The sequence below is a fragment of the Bacteroidota bacterium genome, from assembly GCA_019637975.1.
Lineage (GTDB): Bacteria > Bacteroidota > Ignavibacteria > UBA10030 > UBA6906 > CAADGV01.
The window spans coordinates 31,622-49,461 of the sequence record JAHBUR010000032.1; the positions used below are offsets into that span (position 1 = coordinate 31,622).

Consider the following 17,840-nt stretch of genomic DNA (forward strand, 5'->3'; position numbering starts at 1 on the left):
ATATTCCACACAATGAACAATTCGATTAGGGAGTACATTAAGGAATTTCGATTCCCGGAAATTCTCAAATTTGATTTCACACATATCAAAGGAGACCTGGTTGGCGGACTGACGTCTGCAATTGTGGCATTGCCGCTTGCGCTGGGCTTCGGTATTCTGGCTTACAACGGTGACCCGCGCGGTGCTGTGGCCGGATTGTATGGCGCGATTTTTACCGGATTCTTTGCGTCACTGTTCGGAGGAACTCCCCGGCAAATCACCGGCCCCACAGGCGGCATGACGGTGATCCTTACGCAATTGTATGTAGAGTACGGTGGGGCCGACGCCTTGCTCGGCGCGTGTTTAATAGCCGGTGTGCTTCAAGTGTTGTACGGATTCATCAAGGCCGGCAGGTTCATTTCATTCATTCCCTATCCCGTTGTTGTGGGATTTACCAACGGCATCGCTATCCTTATTTTTCTTCAGCAACTGAATCTCTTCGCCGGCGCGCCTGTTATCGGATTGATCACCATTGCCGTTATTGTTGCCTCGCCGTACATCTTTAAGGGTCTACCGAAAGCGTTATTGGGATTGATTGCAGGAACAGTGACGGCTTCCTTTTTGTACTCCAATTGGGATTGGATGAGGCTTGCAGTCGATCCTCACACATTTGAATTCTCAGTAGCGGCAACGCTGAATGTCATTGGCGAGATACCCCGCTCGTTTTCGTTGCCGAGTTTTCCTGACAATGATTGGAAAACGTGGTCGAGACTTTTTCCGGCAGGCCTCACCATTTCCCTCCTTGGGGCATTAGAGACATTGCTTGCCTCGGTCGTTGCCGATAGTGTTACGGGAGATCGCCACAACAGTAACCGAGAGCTTGTCGGGCAGGGTATCGGGAATTTCGTTGCCGGTTTGTTCGGCGGAATCGCCGGAACAGGGGCGATTGTGCGCACGAATGTTAATATCCGTGCCGGCGGCGTAACAAAATTGTCGGGTATGTGGCACGCTGTTGTGTTGGTTGTGGTGATGCTCTTGCTTGCTTCCTTTGTTGCCAGCGTTCCGCTTGTCGTTCTTGCGGGAGTTCTGATGATGACGGCCATTGGAATGTTTGAGTGGCGTCCTTTGAAACTGCTTCCCAAGACTCCACGCCCCGATGCGATTGTTATGGTTTCAACAATGGTTATTACTGTACTCTCAGATCTCATTACGGCGGTACTTGTCGGATTTGCGCTTGCCGGTTTCTTGTTTGTCTACCGTATGAGTGAGCTCGGGGTTACCAACTTGCTTGATGAAAAGCACGCTGATCGTCTGCCAAACGAACAGGAGGAAACCCTAAGGAAACATAAGATTGTGGCCTACGATATTGAAGGACCATTGTTCTTCGGAGCTGCAAGGAACTTCGTCAAGGAAATTGAGGAGGAATCCGACTACAGAATCATCATTCTCAACATGGAAAGCGTTCCCGTTGTCGATACGACAGGTGCTGTTGCCATTGAAGAGATTGTTGACCGGCTGAATAGGGACAAGAAGAAGATTATTATTGCAGGGCTGAGAAAGGAAGTGCGCATCGTGCTGCACCGGCTGGGAATTACGCAGAAAATCGGCGTTGGCAATTTTGCAGTTGATATGCACAGGGCAACCCAGTACGCAGTCAGTTACGCCTCCGGTCAAGCAGAGCGGGTTCATCTCGGGCGGTATCTTGCGCAGGATCTGATTCTGCTTGACGTCGAAGTTGGGTCAAAGGAAGAGTTGTTTTCCCGGATGGCTGCGCGAGCTTTCAAGCTCGGATATGTTTCGAACAAAGCTGAATTTCTCAAGGGTTTGTGGGAAAGGGAAGAGGCCGGCTCCACCGGGTTCGAGAATGGCGTTGCGATTCCGCACGCTTTTTCGGGTTCGGCTGAACGTATTGTTGTCATCATTGCGCGGCTTGCAGAGCCCATCGTATACGAAACCTTGGATGGCAAACCCGTCTCCCTTGTGTTCATGATTACTGCGCCCGACCAGAACGAGTACCTTCGCACGCTTTCCTTGCTCGCCAAAATGCTGAAGAACCCTGGTATTATCGAACAGCTTCACACCGCCAACGAGCCTCATGAAGTGTTCGACATACTCGCCCATCGGGCTGATGATGTGTGATTGTGATTTCCGATGGAGTTTCCTATATTCCATCGAACGATTTGTCCAAAAATGAATATCACCCCAAAAACAGTTGCTGTGTTCGGCTACATCAGCATTCCGGTTATGCTGATTATGCTTGCCTTGTTGTGGTTTAGAATTGTGCCGGATACTCTCACGATCCCGTTTTTCAGCATTGCGCTCGGCTTGTTTCTTGTGCGGATTGTTCTCCGCATTCAGCTTGCGCGAAACGAACGTAGGGCACTGGAGGCAAAAAGACAGGCACAGACCCAGGTCGGAGACTAACATCTTTCCGGACACAAAACCTCATGCACTTCCTCTCCCCACTCAGGATAGCCCTGCTCGCCGGAGCAGCGAGTTTGTTGTTTTCGTTTCTTCTTATACCGTTCATCTCAGAATCTCATCACCTGAATCCTGACCCTGATCGCTTCGGTGAAGTTGCGCTTAGTGTCGCAAACGGAGACGGATTCGTGTATGAAAAAGATGGCTCACCGGTTCTTGAACGAACGCCGTTGTACACATTCATCGTTGCCGGTCTGTTCGCTATTGCCGGCGGGTACTCGGTTGTTGCTGTTCAGATCTATCAGGCTGTTCTGCACGGGCTGGCATCGGTTGTTGTTTTTGCTATAGTTGCGAGGTTGCTAAACCGGCAGACGGCAATTGTCTGTCAATCGATCTTTGCTTTGCATCCGATTGTGTTGTGGTATACCGCCCGAATCTGGGTGGAAACCACACACACCTGTTTGCTTGTGTTGATTGCGTACACCTTGCTTCTCTTCTTCGAGTCCCCAACGTACAGGAGGGGAATCCTGTTGGGCTTGCTTACCGGGTTATCGTGTTTAGTGAAGCCGATTCTACTGCTGTTTCCGGTTATTATTGCAGTTCTGACGATGAGCCGCTTTGGGTTACAGGGGTACAAGACCGGGATTGCAGTTCTGGTTGCAACATTTGCCGTTGTTCTTCCGTGGACGATTCGCAACTATGAAGTCAGCGGCAAGTTTGTTGCGGTCAACACGTCGTTAGGTTTCAACCTGTTTCAGGGTACAGTGATCGGTGAGAACTGGCCTTCGGCCGGTATGGGTATTCTCGACTACTGGGAAAAGGGGAAAGAGAGAGCGGATGCGATTCTCTCCCCGCACGGACTTGCGTGGGAAAGCGTCGAGGGGGACGCCTTGTTAACACGCAGGAGTTTTGATTCAGACAACATCACGCCCGGCAAAGTGATGAGGAGATTTGCGGCAAACTTCGCAACATTTTGGTACTTGAGTGAATCCGCTACAAAATCGTTTTTCTTTGGTGTACTGCAAGTACCACTGTTGCTGGCAGGAATTGTTTCTTTCGTTCTGAGTGAAAGTAAAATGCGAAAAGCCCTCTTGCCCCTTGCGCTGCTTATCGCCTACTATGCGATTGTGCACGGATTCATTGTCGGTTGGGGGAGATATTCGATGCCACTCGTTCCGCTTCTTGTTATTCTTTCAGCACCGCTTATTTCACGATATTTCGGTCGCTTAAAGACATGATCTCGCTTTTTGAAGAATTCAGTCCTCTTCACGCAACACTTCCGCAAAAGCTGGAGTCGCAACGGCTTGAACTTCGTTGCTACCAGAGTACCGACGTGTCTGTGATAAGGGCCGTGTTCGATGCGAACAGGGAAAGACTAAGGAACGGGTTCTTCTCTCGGGCAAAACTGACGCAGTCGGAAAATGATGTTGAGGCCTTTGTGCAGCAAGTCCGGCAACTCTGGAATGTGAGGGAGGCGTTTCATTTCTCCATTTGGGAGAAGCAGCAGCAATCGTATGTAGGAGAAATCTTCATAGCGTGCATTTCATGGCAGGTTCCTAAAGGTGATGTTGGATATTTCGTCGTGAGGGAGTTCGAGGGCCAAAGGATGATCACAGAAGCTGTGTGCGCAATACTGCCCTTTGCCTTTGACAGGCTTCAGATGAACAAGTTGCAGATCAGGTGCCCGGTGGATAATCTTCGCAGCCAGAGAGTGGCGGAACGCTCAGGTTTCAAGATCGAAGGAGTGTTGAGGAATGATCGCGTGAACAGTGACGGACACCTGCCGCTTGACATAGTGTATTACGGCATGACTCCCGGTGATTTTCGGAAGATTGAAAGGAAGCCTCCCGATTTCGGGAAGCCTCCTGAAGAGTGACTATTGTCGGGCTCTCTTGTTTACGATGAAGTAGAAGAAAATCAATCCGGCGCCACCGAACGTTGCAATGAGGCCGGGAAACACGCCATCATTGAACCAGAGTGATTCACTCAACACTATGCCAAGCATAATTGCCAAGCCGACTCCAACGAGTACCATTCCCCACTTGAGAGAACTCAGGGGATCTATCCTGAACGCATTGCGTTCGTACAACGACTTGATCTCTTCCGCTTTCAATCCTCTCTCGATCATTGACATTCGTTCCTTATGCCGGGTGAGAACAATTGAGCCCCAAATTCCTCCGATTGTGAGGAAAAAAGCCAGTGGAATGAGAATTTCCGGACCGTCCATTGTGCAGTTCCTTATATGATGAATGCGTGTATGTGAAATTGGTTGTGAACCTCTATTTGCTGGTTTAGACTGCTGAAGCCTTTTCAAGGTTTCAACAACCTGCTTCACTCGTATCTTGTTCTGGTGAAACCCTTGTTCGGATTTCGAGGTCTAACCAATTGAACTGAACCTAAACAGCGGGCAACTTTGCGGCAACCAGATAACGAAATCATCAACCAAATCCGAACAGGAGATGTGCGAAAGTATGCCTTGTTGGTGGACCGGCATAAAGATCGGGCATTTACGCTTGCTTTGCGGCTTGTCCAGGATAGGGAGGAGGCGGAGGAACTGGTTCAGGACGCGTTTGTGAGGGCATATCGCAGTCTAGAGCAGTTTCGGGGAGACGCGAAATTCAGTACCTGGCTCTACCGGATTGTGTACAATCTTTGTATGACAAGAGTAACGAGGCGCAAAGCCCGGCCCGAATTTCTCGATTACCATCAAGAGGAAACGCATCAAGGCCTGTTTGCGGACAACGATGAAGCCGGAGTTGACGAGCAAATAGAGAACGAGGATTTCAGAAAAATTCTTCTAGAGGAAGTGAGCCGCTTGCCTGAACACTACCGGGCGGCTGTCGGGCTCTTCTATTTGCAGGAGATGAGCTATGAGGAAATGACGAATGTGTTGCAGCTTCCCCTCGGAACAGTCAAAACAAATCTATTCAGAGCCAGAAATCTCTTGCGTGAACGAATGAGTATTCGGCTGAAAGGAGAGATAGCGTGAGCAACAATCATTTAACAAATGAACACATGCAATTGCTTGTTGACGGGAACCTTCCGACGGAGGAAGCCGGGGATGTTCAACGGCATCTCAACACGTGCACGCATTGCGCGATGAGTTACAGAGGCCTTGTTGGTGTTCACGATGCGTTGATGAATATGCCTACGGAACATGTCGGGTCAGATTTTACACAGAGAATTCTCGGGCGATTGGGTGTTGTGCCGCGAACCCCATTCCTGTTCAGGCTGGCTGAAAATCTTGCCTACGTGTTCGCGCTGATGATCGTGCTGGGCATCATGCTTTCAGTGTTCACCGTAACCGGCGTACTCAATACCCAACAACTGGAGAAATCGCAAAGCGCAATAGGGGAAGTAAGCGGGAAAATAGCGACGAGCATGAACTCATTCCTGAACGAGTTTACAGTGGCCCTGCAATCATATCTGCCATTTGTGTTCGGAAGCGGAAGCTTGAAGATCGCCCTGATGGGAACGATTATCGTCGGAATGCTGGCACTTGCCGACAGGCTGGTGAGGCGGCGGGTTCTCCGCCATTAGGAAACTACTTCGCGGCACTAAGGTATTTTACTTCAACCCGTCCGAGCATTTCGGCCCAGTGCATGGTGTTCTTCGGCAGATCAATCCGGTCGCCCGGCTTCATCAGCCATTCGCCGCGATCCGTGCCGAGTTTCATTTGTCCCTGTACGATCACGATAAAATCGTCAAAGTCATGCTTGTGGCGGCCATATTTCGTGCCGGGCACGTCCGAGTATAACTCCCATTCGAGTCCTTGCTTTTGGAGAATGGAAGTCAGTTCCTCCAGCGTCGGTTTCTTCAGTTTTGAAATGTGTACAACATCCAGCATAGTAATCCTGATCAGTTTTGAAATGCAAATCCCGAAACGGGCGTGGATTGTATATCCCCCCGGCATTGTTCATAGTAGGCCTCATAGTGGTTGACGATTTTGTGAACATCAAAATGGTCAACTGCACGCTTGCGGGCTGCCTGGGCGAAGAGCCGGTGGCGTGCTTCGTTTGTGAGAAGTTCGATGGCATAACGCGCCATGCGGTCGATGTCCCCGATTTCGGCAATGTACCCGGTTTCGCCATGTACTTGAAGTTCGGGAAGTCCGCCGACACTTGACGAGACGACCGGGACCTCGCAGGCCATTGCTTCAAGGGCAGACAGCCCGAAACTCTCCGACTGGCTCGGCATCAAAAACAAATCCGCCGCCGAAAGAATCGGGACGAGCTCAAGTTGCTTGCCAAGAAACTTCACATTCTTCTGGATTCCCAGCTCACGCACAAGAAGCTCACACGCCGATCTCTCCGGCCCGTCTCCCACGAGAATGAGTTTTGAAGGGACTTTTTTTACTACTTCGTTGAAAATCCTGATGACATCTTGTACGCGTTTTACCGCTCTGAAATTCGAGATGTGAATCAGAACCTTCTCGCCTTTTGGGGCAAACTTGCCGCACACGTCACCGGAAGGAACGCGCCTGTACTTTTCGGTATCGACGAAATTCGGGATTACGGTAATATCCTTGCTAATCCCGAAATTCGTCACTGTTTTTTCGCGCAGGAACCGCGAAACAGCCGTGACGCCGTCACTTCGCTCGATGCTGAATTTCACGACGGGGAGAAAACTCGGCTCAAGACCCACAAGCGTAATATCGGTGCCGTGAAGCGTTGTCACGACCTTAAGCCCGTTGTTGACGATTTCCCTCGCAAGATATGCGCTTGTTGCATGCGGGATAGCATAATGCGCGTGAATAATGTCGAGCTTCTCGAATCTGGCAACTTCCACCATTTTGCTTGCAAGCGCAGGAGTATACAAAGGAAACTCGAACACAGGATACGAAGCCATCTCCACTTCATGATAGTACACATTGCCGATGTATCCGTCTAATCTCATAGGCATTGCGTAGCTGATGAAGTGAATCTGGTGACCCTTGTCTGCCAGGGCTTTTCCCAGTTCCGTCGCAACGACCCCGCTGCCGCCGTACGTGGGGTAACACACCATTCCGATTTTCATAGATGAGATTCCTTGTGCCGATGAAGATAGTGAGTGAAGTGCTAATCTGCAAGAAATACTTTGAAAACTTTGATTGCGTGAGAATATGCACGCATCGTAAAACACGCAGTTTTGATGGATGTCCCCTTTGTGTGTTGATGGTAAACCTGTTACCTTACAACATGAATGACGAATACAAGACGATAGCAGCCCGAATCCGTTATGAAACGAAAGTGCGGGGCTCACGGTTTATTGCGAGTGCTCTGCCGGTTTCAACAAAAGCCGATACAGAAAGATTCCTTGCCGAAATCCGAAAGGAATTTTGGGATGCAACGCACAATTGTTTCGCCTACAAACTGGGTGTTGACGGCTCGCAATTCCGATTCAACGATGATGGCGAGCCGGGTGGAAGTGCAGGCAAGCCGATTCTTTCCTCCATTGAAAAACACGGGCTGACGGATGTTCTTGTTGTTGTTACCCGGTATTTTGGAGGTACAAAGTTGGGTGTTGGCGGTCTCGTGCGGGCATACGGCGATGCTGCAGAAGCTGTCTTAACGAAGGCAGAGAATGTCACAACGTACATTCTGCAAACCATCGAAGCGACGTTTCCCCACTCTCACATCAGCAACGTGATGCACGCGGTTTCCCGGATGGGGGCGCGCATTGTCGAAACAGCGTACGACGAAGATGTCCATCTGACAATCACTATTCGTCGTTCGAAAGCAGAAGAACTCAAAGCCGTTCTCGTGAACCACACATCGGGGAATGTCGCCCTGAAATCGACCGGCTAAGAGACTGTTTTTCCTTCGACAATAGCTTTCGTATCGAGGGCAATTACCAATTCCTCATTGGTGGGGATGACAAAGACTCTTGTGCCGGAATCTGGTGTTGTAATCGGCTTTTCTTTTTCATTCGACCGGTTTGCTTCATCATCAATCGTGATTCCGAAGTAACGCATGTCCTCACAACACGCCGCGCGTACGTCGGCACTGTTTTCGCCTATGCCTCCCGTGAACACGACGCAATCGAGGCCCCCCATTGCCGCTGCGTACGCCCCGATGTATTTTTTCACACGATAACAAAAGACATCGAAGGCGTACGTTGACTTCTTGTCGCCGTTCTTCATTTCCTGAATTACTTCACGCATGTCGCTGCTCACGCCGGAAATTCCCTGCAAACCGCTGTGCTTGTTCAATAGTGTGTTCGCCTCGGCAAGGGTAATTCCTTCTTTTCCCATGATGTAGAGAACGATGGAAGCATCAATATCACCTGATCGTGTTCCCATTAACAGACCCTCAAGAGGAGTGAACCCCATTGTTGTGTCTATCGAAATGCCTTCGTTGATAGCCGCCATGCTGCACCCGTTCCCGAGGTGGCAGGTAATGATTTTCAACGAGTGATAGTCACGCTGCATAATGGCGGCAGCCCGTTCGGACACGTAACGGTGGGAAGCGCCGTGAAATCCGTAACGGCGGATTCTGTATTGTGAATAGAGCGAGTAGGGAAGTCCGTACAGAAATGCCTTTCGCGGCATTTTCTGATGGAAGGCTGTATCAAACACGCCGACTTGAGGCGTGCCCGGAAGGTTCACCTGACAGGCATTGATGCCGCGGAGATTGTGCGGATTGTGCAGAGGGGCAATTTCAAAATTGTCGCGGATACTTTTGATAACCTCGTCGGTGATAAGAACAGAGCCGCTGAATGTTTCGCCGCCATGTACGACGCGGTGGCCGATGGCGTGAATGTCGGACTTGTCATTGATAACGCCATGGTTCCGGCTGAGAAGAACGGCAAGGATATATTCAATGGCTACGATGTGGTCGACGATCTCACCGGCAATGGTGATCTCATCACCGTCATGACGTATGTTCTTCAGAGTCGCGCCGCTCATGCCGATGCGCTCGACACTTCCTTTGGCGAGCCACTTCTGGGAGTCGGCTTCGATGAGTTGATATTTGACAGACGAACTGCCGCAATTGAGAACGAGGATATTCATGTACTTTATGTTCAGAATGTTGGATGAACCTTACACAACTTCGCTCAGTAGTTCTTTCCTGGGAGAAGGAATAACAACCTTGTTGACAAGTAGCCCTTTTTCCGCAACAACTGCCGCCCCGGCATCGACTGCTGAACGAACCGCCGCAACATCACCTGTCATTGTGCAGAAGGCTTTGCCCCCCAATGCCATCGCAAGACGGATCTCGATAAGTTCGACTGCTGCCGTTTTCACAGCGGCATCCGCCGCCTCGATAAGTGAGGCCACTGAGAATGATTCGATAATTCCCATGGCATTGAACGACTCGACCTTGTTTGTGCCGGAAATGGCGGGGAAAACGGATTCATGCACATTCGGAATCACGAATGTGTCAATGACGCAGCCCCTGCCGATTGCAGCTCCGGCTTCAACGCTTGCCTTCACAGCGGCAACGTCGCCACCAATAAGTACCATGTACTTCCCTGAACAGATTGAACGGGCAAGAAGGATTTCCGTTTCCGCAGCTTTCAACATAGCGTCTGCGACTTCAAATCCCGCGGCGATGCTGCCGAGTTCAATCAGGCCTATCGAGTTCTTCTTCATCGAATCTTCTCACATAAGTTAACGTTCAGGGTACGCGTTCAAGCACAATAGAGTCTCCGATGCTTTGTACAACTCCGTCGATGCTTGCGTGTACGCGAGCGCCAAGCTTGCCATCCGGGATTTCCCCGATGCATTGTCCTTTTGTCACTCGTTCACCGACACGAACCGCAGGCTCTGCGCTGACGCCGATGTGCTGGAACAACGGAACTTCAACACGTGAAGGTTGCATCGCTACGTCGCTGAATTGAGATTCACAGTCATACTCGGCGATGCCGAGCCGTTTCACCAACATCTTCAGTGGAGTTCTTCTGCCTTCATACATCGGATGCGGCTCAACCTCCATCTTGCCGGACCACTTCACGCCCTGTTCCTTCATGTCGCGCTTGCTCTTGTCGCATGCCTCCTTCGGGAAGAGACTTTCGGGGCAGGCGTACAGCGTGCAGAGTCCGCACGAACAACAGAGTTCGGCATACTGATTCCAGAATGCTTCGCCCGTGGCAGTGAATCCGAGACTGCGCATTACTTTGTGTGGCTGAACATCGTAGCCAAGGATGTATCTTGGACATAGCTCCGTGCAGTAGCTGCATTGATCGCACGCCGATTTGCCGATGCGGTGCATGGAGTGTTCCGGCTGTGCTTTGCGCTGCACAAGCGTATGTTCCAGAGGAAGAACAACCAGCCCGGCTGTGGTTTTTGTGATGGGAAGATCGAGATTGAACTCCAGTTTCCCCATCATAATTCCACCCACAAATACTGCAAACTCTGACAGACTTGCGCCGCCGGCAGCCTTTATCGCATCTCTGTAACTCATCCCAATCGGAACCACAACCGAAACAGGATGGTGGACCGCGCCCGCGACAGTTATGAACTTCTCCGTAACGGGTTTTCCTTCAGAAGCGAGGGAGATGTTGTACAGCGTCTCAACATTGTTGACAACCACACCGATGTTCAGCGGAATGCCTTTAGGCGGAATGAGCCGTCCGGTCGCTTCATAGACGAGGATGAACTCGTCACCGGAAGGATAGAAATCGCCAAGCTGATGGATTGTGAGCGGAGTGCCCCGAATCGCCTTTTCGAACGCGTCAACGGCAGCTTTGTTCTTTGCCTTCAGGCCTACGATGCCGCGCCGGGCTTCTGTGGATTTCATCTGTAACGCAACGCCGTGCACGACCCGCTCGGCATAGTGGACCATCAACTCAAAGTCTTTGTGAATCAATGGTTCACACTCGGCACCGTTCGCAATTACCGTATCAACCTGCGACGACGCCTTCACGTGGGCAGGAAAACCTGCACCGCCCGCTCCGACAACACCTGCGTTACGAATGGATTCAATAATGGTCATGGCGCAGACTTGACTTAAGATTTTGTGCCGTTCAAACGTTTGCCATCCGCGTCGTACTTGAAAAATCCCTCTTTCACCTTCTTGCCCAATTTACCCTCTCGCACCATTCGTCGAAGTAACGGGCAGGGGCGGTAGCGGGGCTCGCCAAGCTCGTGGAACAACGTCTCCATCCACATCAGCACTTCATCAAGTCCCATGGTGTCCGCCATTTCGAGCGGGCCGGTTGGCATTCCGTACCCGAGTCGTAACGCGGTATCAATATCGTCCGCTTTTGCAATACCCTCCATCAGAACGTGCATCGCCTCGTTGAGAATCGGAAGAATAACCCGGGTCGTAACGAATCCGGGATACTCGAATACCTCCACCGGCGTTTTGCCGATGCGTTGGGCAAATCGTCTTACGAGCTTATACGTTTCATCAGATGTCTTCATAGCGCGCACGATTTCAACCAGTGGAACCGATACAACAGGGTTGAGAAAGTGCATGCCGATGATACGCTCGGGGCGTTTGCTGAATTCGGCCAGCTTCGTAAGATTGAGCGTTGCAGTGTTGGAGATGAATACCGCATCTTCTTTCCCGACCGAATAAAACGCTTCGATCAGCTGGCGCTTTGCCTCGAAATTCTCATCGATTGCTTCGATGATCAAGTCGCAACCCTTCAGATCAGCGATGTTTGTCGTGGTTTTGATGCGGGAGAGAACTGCCCGCTTCTCCGACGCGGTTTTGCTCCACCGCTTGATTTCCACATCCATCGTTTTGGCCAGGTTCTCGAGGCCCGCTTTGAGAGATCGCTCATTTTTTTCCACCACCATTACTTCGATTCCTGCTCCTGCAACGGTCTCCGCAATGCCTTGACCCATTACGCCAAGACCGATAACGCCAACGAGAGAAAAATCATCCTTCCCTTTTCGTTGCGCGAGAAGAGGCGTTTGCAAATCTTCAAATTTCAATTTTGCTGCCATGTGCCTTTCACTTTCAGTAGAATAATCAGAATGAACTTCCTACAATCCGAAATGTAATGTATTCCGTAAGAGTGCCACTGCGCCGGCGTCAAACAGAAGCAATCCAAGAAACGCAAGCAAGACTACGATAAGGGACTTCCGGCGAGACATGCCTGACTGCACCGAAATCCCCTTCGTGAGTACGAGTACGTACAATAACGTAAAGAAATTGATTGAGTTTAACAACGAAAACGTCACGCTATCTTTGGTTGAGATGAGATATGCAGCACTAAATGGGACAAGAGCAGGCATCTTTAGGAATACGCTTCCTCGTAAAGTAAGACCAATCAATGTTGCCAGTTGTGAAAGGACACCTATCATCTCGGCATGGACGCAAAGCGAGAACACTTTCACGAAATGCAATTGCTCGGGCGAACGAACAGTTCTTCCGATCAGAAAAAGCGTACATGCAAAGGACGACCAACCAATCAAGAGACGAATAGGCAGAAAAGAACTGCGCAGCGGCAACTCACTGTGAAGTGTTTGCGCTACCGCCGCTTTGTCGCCTGCATTTGCCGATGCGGGCAGATGTGCAAGCGTTGCTTCAATGAGAAAAGGGTGCGTCAGAACGTAAAGGACGATACTGATGGCTGCAAGCATCAGAAACGGCGCCAGCCATTCCGGTTTTGATTTGATTCGTGCGAGAGTCGCTCCGGGCGAGTAGAGGATGGCGAACGGTGTCAGCATGTCAGAGCCATGAGAGATGTTTCTTCTTGAGCTTGTCCGACACCAGGTCGACGAACAGCTCTTCAAGCGAAGTGTAGGTTGAGTGTACGAGTTCTCCTTTTGCCCGCAAGCGAATGTCTGATGTCAGACATTGAAGCAGGGCGTTTCCCTGATGAATGATGGCAATTTCGTTGCAGAATTTTTCGACGGTATCCAGTACGTGTGATGTGATGAAGATTGTTGTTCCGCCCCGTGCCATCATCTGCAAACTCTCTTTGATGGAACTCGCGGCGAGGGCATCAATGCCTTCGAGCGGCTCATCAAGCACAATTAATTCCGGTTTGTGGATGATGGCGGCGGCCAGCGACACTTTCTTTTTCATCCCGGTTGAGAAGGATTCGATCGGGTCGTCACCTTTCTCCCTCAAATCAAAAAAATCGAGCAACTCCTCGGTTCTCTCTTCGATCTGTTCCCGGGCCAAGCCGTACATTGTCCCTACAAAACGGAAGTACTCGCCTGCAGACATCCAATCAAAATACAGGGGTTCGTCAAGCACAAACCCGACCCGCTGCAAATGACTGTTGCCGTGTTCAACGAGTTCTTTTCCGAATAGCCGGAGAGTTCCAGAATCCTTGCTGCTGAGTCCGGCAAGAATGCGAATGGTTGTGGTTTTCCCGGCACCGTTCAATCCGAGGAATCCGAAGATTGTTCCTTCCCGAACTTTCAGCGAAAGCCCGTCAAGGGCCTTGTGGCCGCTGTCGTACGTCTTGACGAGATTCTCGATTTCAATGATGTTCAGAGAGTTGTGCATAGCAGGGTTTTCTGTTGTTCGATCTTCAAAGCGATATTCGGCAGCGAGTACCTGTACCAGTACCACGCCATTCCCGTTGCATACAACACGTTGAGGATAGGAAGGCGAACGATAACCGTCAATACGATGTAGGGGAGTGACAGGACAACCACAAACAACAACATTCCAACTGCTTGCACCAAATCGTCAATGTGCCAGCGTCCGGATTTGCGAGGCGAGCGCAACGATTCGGTGTTGCCGACATGCAGCAATGGAAATATGATGGTCGATGCATACAGGAATGATTCGTGGATATGTCGTATGTCGAACGGCTTGGGAGAAAAATAGAGAACCGTTATTGAGACGAGGATTGTGACAATTCCCGTGAGAAGAATTGTGGCGAGGTTCTTCACCAACACAATTCTTCTCCATGAAACAGGAAACAGGCTGAGGGCTTCCAATTCGTGTGGTGAACGAAAGAGGATATTGTTGAACTGCCATTCCAAAATTGCAAAGACGGTCAGAAACACGACAACAAGAGGAGATACCTCGCTTTCCTGCACAACCAGAAAAATCGCCGCGAGCATCAACAGGACGAAAACCGGAATACGCTTTGCCGAGAAACATTGGCGCAGTTCCATAACGAAGATCAATTTCTCGCGGTCGCTAAACATACGAAGCTCAAAACGTCGGCAGTATGTTCATAAGAATCTTTTCCCGAGCCAAATGACCCCTGCTGCGACCGCCGTCAACAACACAAGATTCAGAAGAACTGTGAACCAATCGCCACTGAGGGCCGACAGGATTCCATTCACACAGAAATTCACCAGAGGAACCTTTTGTAGTATCGCATCCGCCTCATATGCGAAGGAGCCGACCAATGCAGCGAACGCAGCAAGGGCAACAACAACCAACGCAATTCCGACAGATGCCCCTTTTTTCTCAAGGTGAAGAAATACCGCTGCTGCGATAGTCGAGATGTTCGTCACCAGCAGGAGGTACAACACCACGGCTGTGATTCCGACGGTAATGTGATGCCAGTACAGTACAATCAGAAAGAAGGCATTGCTCGACATCAAGGCGATGGAGAACGGATGCCTGAGGTTCGCTGTGATGACAAACAGTATTCTGCTCAGAGCCGTCGTGGGAAGCAGACGCACTTTTTCCAGAATGTCACGGCTGCTTCCGACAAAATAGGAAAGTCCGACAAGCACAAATACGACGGAATGGCTGAACAAGAACAGCGATAGATGGTATCCCTCCCGATCAATCCGCAACACGTTCTCTGACAATCCCGACGGAATGAGGTTGAGAATGGCAAGAATGAAGGCATACAGCTTGATACGCGGAGACAGTGCCGACAGTTGTTCCGTATCAACGGCGAGAAGTGTCTGCGCAATATTGGCTGACGAACGCATGGCTATTCTTTCTTCCACGGATCGTCCGGGAAGGTCCAATCGTCGGGAAGGGGAATGTCCCAGACTTTTCCCTCGCCGCGGTCAATTGTAATGCGCAACGAAAGGGGTTGGTGAGAGATAGCAAACTCTATCTGCAATTTGGTTTTCAGGTAGGAAATGATAGCATTGACTCCGTCCCCGGCCAATACATCAGTGAGAACAATGGCATATCCTTTCTGTTGCATTTCTCGCCGGATACGTTTGCGTTCCTCAAGTTGAGGTGAAGTAAGTTCAGAGATTTGAATATTGAAAGCTTGGGCGAGGCTGTCAAGGTCGGATTGTGAAAGGGATGGTGATTGGCTCGCACTACGGCTGTACAACAAACCCATCACGAAGAAGAGGATGAATATGCGATTCATTGGTTGAAACGTAGAGCTTGGATCAAAAGTCCTTTCTTCTCATTATCCACGCCGAGAATATGAAAATCGCAGATGAAGAAAGAAACGCCTGAACAAACGGCTTCCATTCCATACTCTTGTGCAGAATCTGATCCGCCAGGCTGCGTTGCATACCGGCAATCTGCGGCAGTATGTAGTAGAGTCCGTCAAGAATGCCGCGATAGATCTTGCTCTCGGAAAACAGAAAGAGAATCTCCTCGCGGCTGTCGAGCAAATTGTCGATGAACATCAAATACAGAAAACTGCCGATGATAGGAATGGTGGCATTCCGAAACAGAACGCCGAGAAGCAACACTATCGAGAAAATACACCCGAACATGAATGTCATCGTGAACGAGGAGAGGAGGAACTGAATGTTCCATACACCTGTTCGCAACCCGAATCCCAACCAAATCCCGCCGATGAAATATACGATCACGGCAAGCATCACGGCAACTGCGCCAAGGTATTTACCCAGCAGTAACTCCCATCGGGCAAGCGGCTTGGACAAGTACAAGTCGACGGTTCCTTTTTCGAGACTATCCGGAATCACGCTCGCTGTTGCGAAGACGCCGAACAGCATAATGCCGAAGAACAGACCCTTCGCCAATCCCGTCTGCATTCCGAACACGAGAGTTTCGATTTCTTCAACTGGTGTCGGCGGGCTTACGGGGTTGCCGAATGCCTTGAGAATAACGCCCTCGTCGGTATATTCAGCGGAGACACTGGCGAGTGTACCGAGCATGATCAGTGTGGAGATTCCGAGCAGAACGTAGAGTGTTGCTTTCGAAAACAACTCACGAAACGTTGCGAGGATGAGTGTGAGGAGTTTCATGATGCAACCTCACGCTTGATGAGGTTGATGAAAGAATCTTCCAGGGAACTGCGCTTCTTTGTGATGTGTGTGATTTCGATTCCGTGTCGTCGGAGCATGTCGATGAGATGATTCAGCTCGGAGACATCTTTGAGTTCGGCGGAGACGCTCTGCTTGTCAACTCTGAACTTCATCACGGTTGCGGCTGCCTCGTGATAGAAACCTTCTCCGAGCGAGCCTGCAAATCCGATTTCGTAGTTTGCGTCGGTGACGGTGAGTTCGTCAACCGTTCCCACTTTGAGGAGTTTGCCTTTGTCAAGAATTGCCACTTTGTCGGAGATTAACTCTACTTCTGAAAGAAGATGAGAGTTGAGAAAAATAGTTTTGCCTTCGGATTTGAGATTTTTCAGAACATCCCGGATTTCTTTCCTGCCGACAGGGTCAACACCGTCGGTCGGCTCGTCGAGAAAGAGGACTTCCGGATTGTTGATGAGAGATTGCGCAAGGCCGAGACGTTGCATCATCCCTTTCGAGTACTTCTTTACTTTCATCTTTGCCCATTGTTCCATTCCGACGAGTTTGAGGAGGGAGGGGGCGCGGGATTTGATATCGGCGGGGTTCATTCCGCTTAACCCGCCGAAGAGCAGCATCACTTGCTCGCCTGTCAGGTATCCGGGGTAGCGATGATTCTCAGGCAGATATCCGATGCGTTCACGGACTTTGACATCCGGAAGAAGAGTGCCGAGGATGTTCGCCCTTCCCGATGTGGCGTTGACGAGGCCCAACAAGATTTTGATGAACGTGGTTTTGCCTGCTCCGTTGGGCCCTAACAATCCAAATATCTGCCCCCGCTCGACGCTGATAGTAAAATCATTGAGAGCTGTTACAGAAAGCCTCTTGTTGACGAAGTCAGAATACGTCTTTGTAAGGGATTCGGAGGAAATGGCAGACATTGGTTGTGTTTTGTTCTGTTACTCAAATTATCCAAAACGGATCGTTGAGTCAATCCGCTCAATCCCCGAACGGCCGGACGATCTTTCCCTCATCCCATCGTTTCAGATAGTCTTGCGTCTCCTTTTTGACAATACCGCCGAGCAGGATAAGCCCTATGAGATTCGGAACTGCCATTAACGCATTGCAGATATCGCCGAAGTTCCACACAATCTCAAGATGATGTCCCTGCAAAACAGCCCCGAAAAACACGAACAAGCAGAAGAGATACCGATAAGGCATTGCGCTTTTTACTCCCCACAAGTACTTCGCCCCCTGCTCGCCGTAGTACGACCAGCCGATGAGAGTTGTATAGCCAAACAACAAGCTGCTGAGACTCACGATCCATCCGCCCAGGTCGGTGCCGAGCCCGACAGCAAACGCTGATTTGGTCAGTTCTGTGCTGGTGAGACCCGTGACGTGCGGGTGA

The 17,840-nt window shown here is 50.3% G+C and carries 22 protein-coding genes; 7 read left to right on the forward strand and 15 right to left on the reverse strand.

Annotation, left to right across the window (positions count from 1 at the left end):
* Positions 1 to 12: 12 nt before the first annotated feature.
* From KF749_15145 to KF749_15160, 4 genes are read left to right on the forward strand one after another with little or no spacing between them, the layout of a single operon-like run.
* A complete protein-coding gene (locus tag KF749_15145) occupies positions 13 to 2,118 on the forward strand; it encodes a fructose PTS transporter subunit IIA (GenBank protein MBX2992487.1) in 2,106 nt (701 codons plus the stop codon).
* Positions 2,119 to 2,169: 51 nt separating this feature from the next.
* A complete protein-coding gene (locus tag KF749_15150) occupies positions 2,170 to 2,403 on the forward strand; it encodes a hypothetical protein (GenBank protein ID MBX2992488.1) in 234 nt (77 codons plus the stop codon).
* A gap of 23 nt (positions 2,404 to 2,426) precedes the next feature.
* A complete protein-coding gene (locus KF749_15155) occupies positions 2,427 to 3,638 on the forward strand; it encodes a glycosyltransferase family 39 protein (GenBank protein MBX2992489.1) in 1,212 nt (403 codons plus the stop codon).
* Entirely contained in the window at positions 3,635 to 4,276 is a 642-nt protein-coding gene (locus KF749_15160) for a GNAT family N-acetyltransferase (protein MBX2992490.1), read from the forward strand. The genes KF749_15155 and KF749_15160 overlap by 4 nt, the downstream gene beginning before the upstream one ends.
* Here the strand turns inward: KF749_15160 and KF749_15165 are convergent, their stop codons facing one another.
* Positions 4,277 to 4,627 carry a hypothetical protein gene (locus KF749_15165; GenBank protein MBX2992491.1) on the reverse strand — a complete coding sequence of 117 codons (351 nt, stop codon included), beginning with the start codon at positions 4,625 to 4,627 and terminating at the stop codon, positions 4,277 to 4,279.
* A gap of 234 nt (positions 4,628 to 4,861) precedes the next feature.
* On the opposite strand from KF749_15165, the gene KF749_15170 reads away from it, so the two are divergent.
* Both KF749_15170 and KF749_15175 read left to right on the forward strand, forming a co-directional pair.
* Positions 4,862 to 5,389 (forward strand): sigma-70 family RNA polymerase sigma factor, encoded by a 528-nt coding sequence (locus tag KF749_15170; protein ID MBX2992492.1) that lies wholly within the window; start codon positions 4,862 to 4,864, stop codon positions 5,387 to 5,389.
* Entirely contained in the window at positions 5,386 to 5,940 is a 555-nt protein-coding gene (locus KF749_15175; protein ID MBX2992493.1) for a zf-HC2 domain-containing protein, read from the forward strand. The genes KF749_15170 and KF749_15175 overlap by 4 nt, the downstream gene beginning before the upstream one ends.
* 4 nt (positions 5,941 to 5,944) lie before the next feature.
* On the opposite strand, the gene KF749_15180 is transcribed toward KF749_15175, so the two are convergent.
* Together KF749_15180 and bshA are read right to left on the reverse strand one after the other, a co-directional pair.
* A complete protein-coding gene (locus tag KF749_15180) occupies positions 5,945 to 6,247 on the reverse strand; it encodes a cupin domain-containing protein (protein ID MBX2992494.1) in 303 nt (100 codons plus the stop codon).
* A gap of 11 nt (positions 6,248 to 6,258) precedes the next feature.
* Entirely contained in the window at positions 6,259 to 7,416 is a 1,158-nt protein-coding gene (gene bshA / locus KF749_15185; GenBank protein MBX2992495.1) for an N-acetyl-alpha-D-glucosaminyl L-malate synthase BshA, read from the reverse strand.
* A gap of 137 nt (positions 7,417 to 7,553) precedes the next feature.
* Between bshA and KF749_15190 the strand changes: the two genes are divergently transcribed.
* Complete coding sequence (locus KF749_15190) at positions 7,554 to 8,186, forward strand: YigZ family protein (protein MBX2992496.1); 633 nt, start codon at positions 7,554 to 7,556, stop codon at positions 8,184 to 8,186.
* Here KF749_15190 and KF749_15195 read toward each other — a convergent pair.
* The 12 genes from KF749_15195 to KF749_15250 form a co-directional block, all read right to left on the reverse strand.
* Positions 8,183 to 9,391 (reverse strand): acetate kinase, encoded by a 1,209-nt coding sequence (locus KF749_15195; protein MBX2992497.1) that lies wholly within the window; start codon positions 9,389 to 9,391, stop codon positions 8,183 to 8,185. The genes KF749_15190 and KF749_15195 overlap by 4 nt on opposite strands.
* Before the next feature lie 30 nt (positions 9,392 to 9,421).
* A complete protein-coding gene (locus KF749_15200; GenBank protein ID MBX2992498.1) occupies positions 9,422 to 9,973 on the reverse strand; it encodes a BMC domain-containing protein in 552 nt (183 codons plus the stop codon).
* Between the two features lie 25 nt (positions 9,974 to 9,998).
* On the reverse strand, positions 9,999 to 11,315 hold the full coding sequence (locus KF749_15205) for a 4Fe-4S dicluster domain-containing protein (protein ID MBX2992499.1): 1,317 nt from the start codon (positions 11,313 to 11,315) through the stop codon (positions 9,999 to 10,001).
* Positions 11,316 to 11,329: 14 nt separating this feature from the next.
* Positions 11,330 to 12,277 (reverse strand): 3-hydroxybutyryl-CoA dehydrogenase, encoded by a 948-nt coding sequence (locus KF749_15210; protein MBX2992500.1) that lies wholly within the window; start codon positions 12,275 to 12,277, stop codon positions 11,330 to 11,332.
* Between the two features lie 39 nt (positions 12,278 to 12,316).
* The gene (locus tag KF749_15215) at positions 12,317 to 13,003 is read right to left on the reverse strand and encodes a YIP1 family protein (GenBank protein ID MBX2992501.1); all 687 of its coding nucleotides are present in this window, start codon (positions 13,001 to 13,003) and stop codon (positions 12,317 to 12,319) included.
* Position 13,004: 1 nt separating this feature from the next.
* Entirely contained in the window at positions 13,005 to 13,793 is a 789-nt protein-coding gene (locus KF749_15220) for an ABC transporter ATP-binding protein (protein MBX2992502.1), read from the reverse strand.
* Positions 13,778 to 14,446: a hypothetical protein gene (locus tag KF749_15225; protein ID MBX2992503.1), complete on the reverse strand. Its 669-nt coding sequence runs from the start codon at positions 14,444 to 14,446 to the stop codon at positions 13,778 to 13,780. Before KF749_15225 ends, KF749_15220 begins: the two co-directional genes overlap by 16 nt.
* Before the next feature lie 27 nt (positions 14,447 to 14,473).
* Entirely contained in the window at positions 14,474 to 15,190 is a 717-nt protein-coding gene (locus KF749_15230) for a hypothetical protein (protein ID MBX2992504.1), read from the reverse strand.
* Between the two features lie 2 nt (positions 15,191 to 15,192).
* A complete protein-coding gene (locus KF749_15235; GenBank protein MBX2992505.1) occupies positions 15,193 to 15,588 on the reverse strand; it encodes a hypothetical protein in 396 nt (131 codons plus the stop codon).
* 22 nt (positions 15,589 to 15,610) lie between these two features.
* Positions 15,611 to 16,441, reverse strand: coding sequence for an ABC transporter permease subunit (locus tag KF749_15240; GenBank protein MBX2992506.1), 831 nt, complete (start codon positions 16,439 to 16,441; stop codon positions 15,611 to 15,613).
* The gene (locus KF749_15245) at positions 16,438 to 17,373 is read right to left on the reverse strand and encodes an ABC transporter ATP-binding protein (protein ID MBX2992507.1); all 936 of its coding nucleotides are present in this window, start codon (positions 17,371 to 17,373) and stop codon (positions 16,438 to 16,440) included. The genes KF749_15240 and KF749_15245 overlap by 4 nt, the downstream gene beginning before the upstream one ends.
* Positions 17,374 to 17,431: 58 nt before the next feature.
* Positions 17,432 to 17,840 (reverse strand): alanine:cation symporter family protein (locus KF749_15250; protein ID MBX2992508.1); only part of this gene is annotated, 409 nt, incomplete at its 5' end.

What these genes read in the sequence shown, in the direction of transcription:
- KF749_15200 (MBX2992498.1), bottom strand. Translation starts at nt 9,973, where the DNA reads ATGAAGAAGAACTCGATAGGCCTGATTGAACTCGGCAGCATCGCCGCG.
- KF749_15220 (MBX2992502.1), bottom strand. Translation starts at nt 13,793, where the DNA reads ATGCACAACTCTCTGAACATCATTGAAATCGAGAATCTCGTCAAGACG.
- KF749_15180 (MBX2992494.1), bottom strand. Translation starts at nt 6,247, where the DNA reads ATGCTGGATGTTGTACACATTTCAAAACTGAAGAAACCGACGCTGGAG.
- KF749_15165 (MBX2992491.1), bottom strand. Translation starts at nt 4,627, where the DNA reads ATGGACGGTCCGGAAATTCTCATTCCACTGGCTTTTTTCCTCACAATC.
- KF749_15195 (MBX2992497.1), bottom strand. Translation starts at nt 9,391, where the DNA reads ATGAATATCCTCGTTCTCAATTGCGGCAGTTCGTCTGTCAAATATCAA.
- KF749_15235 (MBX2992505.1), bottom strand. Translation starts at nt 15,588, where the DNA reads ATGAATCGCATATTCATCCTCTTCTTCGTGATGGGTTTGTTGTACAGC.
- KF749_15230 (MBX2992504.1), bottom strand. Translation starts at nt 15,190, where the DNA reads ATGCGTTCGTCAGCCAATATTGCGCAGACACTTCTCGCCGTTGATACG.
- KF749_15155 (MBX2992489.1), top strand. Translation starts at nt 2,427, where the DNA reads ATGCACTTCCTCTCCCCACTCAGGATAGCCCTGCTCGCCGGAGCAGCG.
- KF749_15245 (MBX2992507.1), bottom strand. Translation starts at nt 17,373, where the DNA reads ATGTCTGCCATTTCCTCCGAATCCCTTACAAAGACGTATTCTGACTTC.
- bshA (MBX2992495.1), bottom strand. Translation starts at nt 7,416, where the DNA reads ATGAAAATCGGAATGGTGTGTTACCCCACGTACGGCGGCAGCGGGGTC.
- KF749_15225 (MBX2992503.1), bottom strand. Translation starts at nt 14,446, where the DNA reads ATGTTTAGCGACCGCGAGAAATTGATCTTCGTTATGGAACTGCGCCAA.
- KF749_15240 (MBX2992506.1), bottom strand. Translation starts at nt 16,441, where the DNA reads ATGAAACTCCTCACACTCATCCTCGCAACGTTTCGTGAGTTGTTTTCG.
- KF749_15145 (MBX2992487.1), top strand. Translation starts at nt 13, where the DNA reads ATGAACAATTCGATTAGGGAGTACATTAAGGAATTTCGATTCCCGGAA.
- KF749_15215 (MBX2992501.1), bottom strand. Translation starts at nt 13,003, where the DNA reads ATGCTGACACCGTTCGCCATCCTCTACTCGCCCGGAGCGACTCTCGCA.
- KF749_15210 (MBX2992500.1), bottom strand. Translation starts at nt 12,277, where the DNA reads ATGGCAGCAAAATTGAAATTTGAAGATTTGCAAACGCCTCTTCTCGCG.
- KF749_15190 (MBX2992496.1), top strand. Translation starts at nt 7,554, where the DNA reads ATGGTAAACCTGTTACCTTACAACATGAATGACGAATACAAGACGATA.
- KF749_15150 (MBX2992488.1), top strand. Translation starts at nt 2,170, where the DNA reads ATGAATATCACCCCAAAAACAGTTGCTGTGTTCGGCTACATCAGCATT.
- KF749_15160 (MBX2992490.1), top strand. Translation starts at nt 3,635, where the DNA reads ATGATCTCGCTTTTTGAAGAATTCAGTCCTCTTCACGCAACACTTCCG.
- KF749_15205 (MBX2992499.1), bottom strand. Translation starts at nt 11,315, where the DNA reads ATGACCATTATTGAATCCATTCGTAACGCAGGTGTTGTCGGAGCGGGC.